Source organism: Virgibacillus sp. DJP39 (genome assembly GCF_049310925.1).
In the GTDB taxonomy this organism is placed as follows: domain Bacteria; phylum Bacillota; class Bacilli; order Bacillales; family Amphibacillaceae; genus Virgibacillus_F.
Genome location: NZ_JBMERP010000152.1, coordinates 1 through 2,467, shown reverse-complemented (window position 1 = coordinate 2,467; position 2,467 = coordinate 1). Strand labels below are relative to the sequence as shown.

The following is a 2,467-nucleotide window of genomic DNA, read 5'->3' as shown; positions in this document are numbered from 1 at the left end:
GTAAGCGTCAAATAAATCCCACCTACTAATGCAGGTGGGATTTGGTGTATGCTTTATTTAGATTTAATTGGAACACGGCATTCTTCCGGGATTGCCTCTGACCAAGGAAGGAGTTGAGCGAGTTTCGCTTTATCCGTTGTATCCATATTGGGAAGTTCTTCAAACAGGTAGCTAAGATAGTGGAACGGATTTAACCCGTTTTCTTTAGCTGTTTCCACAACACTATAGATAATTGCACTGGATTCAGCCCCCTTTTGGGTATTGCTGAAAAGCCAGTTTTTTCTTCCAATAACGAAAGGTTTGATTGATCTTTCGCCGCGGTTGTTGTCTATCTCTAGGCGGCCGTCCTGCAAGAATGCCTCTAATTTCCCCCATTGGTTACGACAATATTTAATTGCTTGTCCGAGTGCGCTTTTCGGCAGTACGCGTGGTGTTTGTTCACGTAGCCATGTTGAAAAAGCCTCCAGTACTGGCTGGGTGCGTTCCAAACGTATTTTATATCGTTCTTCGGAACTGTCGTCCTTTAGTTCACGTTCGATTGCGAAAAGCTGGTTACAAAATGCTAGACCTTCTTTTGCTTTGACCGCAGAAGTACTCGCTGATTCAGGGAGCGCCTTTAAGGCATCTGTAAATTTGCGGCGCGCATGCGCCCAGCACCCAACTAGCGTTACATCTGAAACTTTATGATAACCAGCATATCCGTCCACATGCAGGTAACCCTGGAATTCCTCCAGGAAACGGCTAGGATGTTTGCCAGCACGGGTTTGCCGGTAATCGTACAGGACAATAGGCATATCCTCTTTTCCAGTACGATAAAGCCATATATAGGAAGTTGATGTCGCAGGCCGATCCGGTTCGGAAAGTACCTGCAGCGTTGTCTCATCCGCATGCAAAATATCACGTGTCAGGAGTTGCTCATGCATTTCATTGAAGATCAGACGGAGCCAAGTTTCTGCACCATATAAAATCCAATTGGACAGTGTTTGGCGCGATATGGATACACCAAAGCGTTCTAAATGTTTTTCTTGGCGGTAAAGTGGCATACTTTCCACATATTTTTGTGACATTGAATAAGCCATTGCCGATGGAGACGCCAGGCTTCCCGGATAAACGGGAGCCGGCATTTCTGCTGTAACAATAGGTGTCTCTATTTCGTGGCGTTCGCAATGACGGCAGCTGTAAACATGACGCACATGCTCTACTACTTTTACCTGTGCCGGGATGATTTTCAACTCTTTACGTACTTCCGTGCTCATTTCATGAAGTGCGCCGGCGCAACATGAACAGACCTGCTCTTCTTCGGATAAACGATATTCTATCGTCTCTTTAGGCAGGTTTTCAAGCATGCGTTCACGCTGACCGTGTTGTTTCTTGCGTTTATATGTAATCGTTTCGACGGTCGGTTCTTCAACAGTTGCGTCGGCTGTTTCCTCGGCTTCGTTGAAAAGGGAAAGTTGGTCTGGGTGCATCTTCTCACTGGAAGACCCGAAACGGTATTGCTGACTGAGACGAAATTGCTCCTCGTACCATTTTATTTTTGCCTCTAACGCTTCGTTTTCCATTTCCAACTTTTCCGTGCGCGCTATGTAATATTCAATTTTGTCTGTTGAAGTATGCGCTGTAGTTTCCATAAAACAAGTATACGACAAAGAAGCCGGCTTGAAAAGCCGAATTCCCTATCTTTATTTCCTTATTTTTATTTCATAGAATGGTGCGAGCTTTCACTTCTTTGTGCGCCTGTGTTTGTTTCATTGGTAGACCATCCAGTAGCCAACGCAGTTGCCGTGGACTGATATCCATGGGGGCTGCGTCCTTTTCCGATGGCCAGTGGAACGTTCCGCGTTCCAGTCTCCGATAATGAAGCCAAAAACCATTATGTTCCCATTGTAGGATTTTTAGCTTATCACGTTTTCGATTGCAGAATACGAATAAGCAGGGGGAAAAGGGATCCAGATTAAAGCACTCTTTTACAATGACAGCTAGACCGTCTATCGATTTGCGAAGATCCGTACTGCCTTGGGCAAGGTAAACCCGCTCAAAATGGGAGTTCGTCAACATTCGCTTTGTAACACATGAACAATATCAGAAACTAAACCCATATTAACCCCTGGACGAACTTCGACTGAAATCGCACCGAAATGAATGAATACGGGCTCCCGCGTTGTGGTGTTTCGGGGTTCATCTTCCACATTGACTGTTAGCCACTGTGTTTCAGGTGTCACTTGTTCAGGGGATCTTTCATCGCTTTCAAACTTTTGAATCCAATAATACATTTGATGTTCCTTTACCCCTTGTTCCCGGCACCACTCAGCTACACTGAAACCACTTGATTTCCATGCATCAAACCGAGCTTTCCATTCTATTCTCTTGTCTGTTTGAGTCATCGCATAACCTCCCGAATTGATTTCTAAGAAGATTATCGCATGGATGCTTAACTATTAAAATGTGGGTACTATTTGACGCTTAC

3 protein-coding genes are annotated in these 2,467 nt (G+C 44.8%); all 3 read right to left on the bottom strand.

The genetic code is table 11. The features are described from left to right. Positions 1-53 precede the first annotated feature (53 nt). Positions 54-1,562 carry an IS66 family transposase gene (gene tnpC / locus ACOI1D_RS21310; RefSeq protein ID WP_422504192.1) on the bottom strand — a complete coding sequence of 503 codons (1,509 nt, stop codon included), beginning with the start codon at positions 1,560-1,562 and terminating at the stop codon, positions 54-56. A 139-nt stretch (positions 1,563-1,701) separates the two neighbouring features. Next, positions 1,702-2,058: an IS66 family insertion sequence element accessory protein TnpB gene (gene tnpB, locus ACOI1D_RS21305; RefSeq protein WP_422504190.1), complete on the bottom strand. Its 357-nt coding sequence runs from the start codon at positions 2,056-2,058 to the stop codon at positions 1,702-1,704. Then, complete coding sequence (tnpA, locus tag ACOI1D_RS21300) at positions 2,052-2,384, bottom strand: IS66 family insertion sequence element accessory protein TnpA (protein ID WP_422504188.1); 333 nt, start codon at positions 2,382-2,384, stop codon at positions 2,052-2,054. The genes tnpB and tnpA overlap by 7 nt, the downstream gene beginning before the upstream one ends. Positions 2,385-2,467 lie beyond the last annotated feature (83 nt).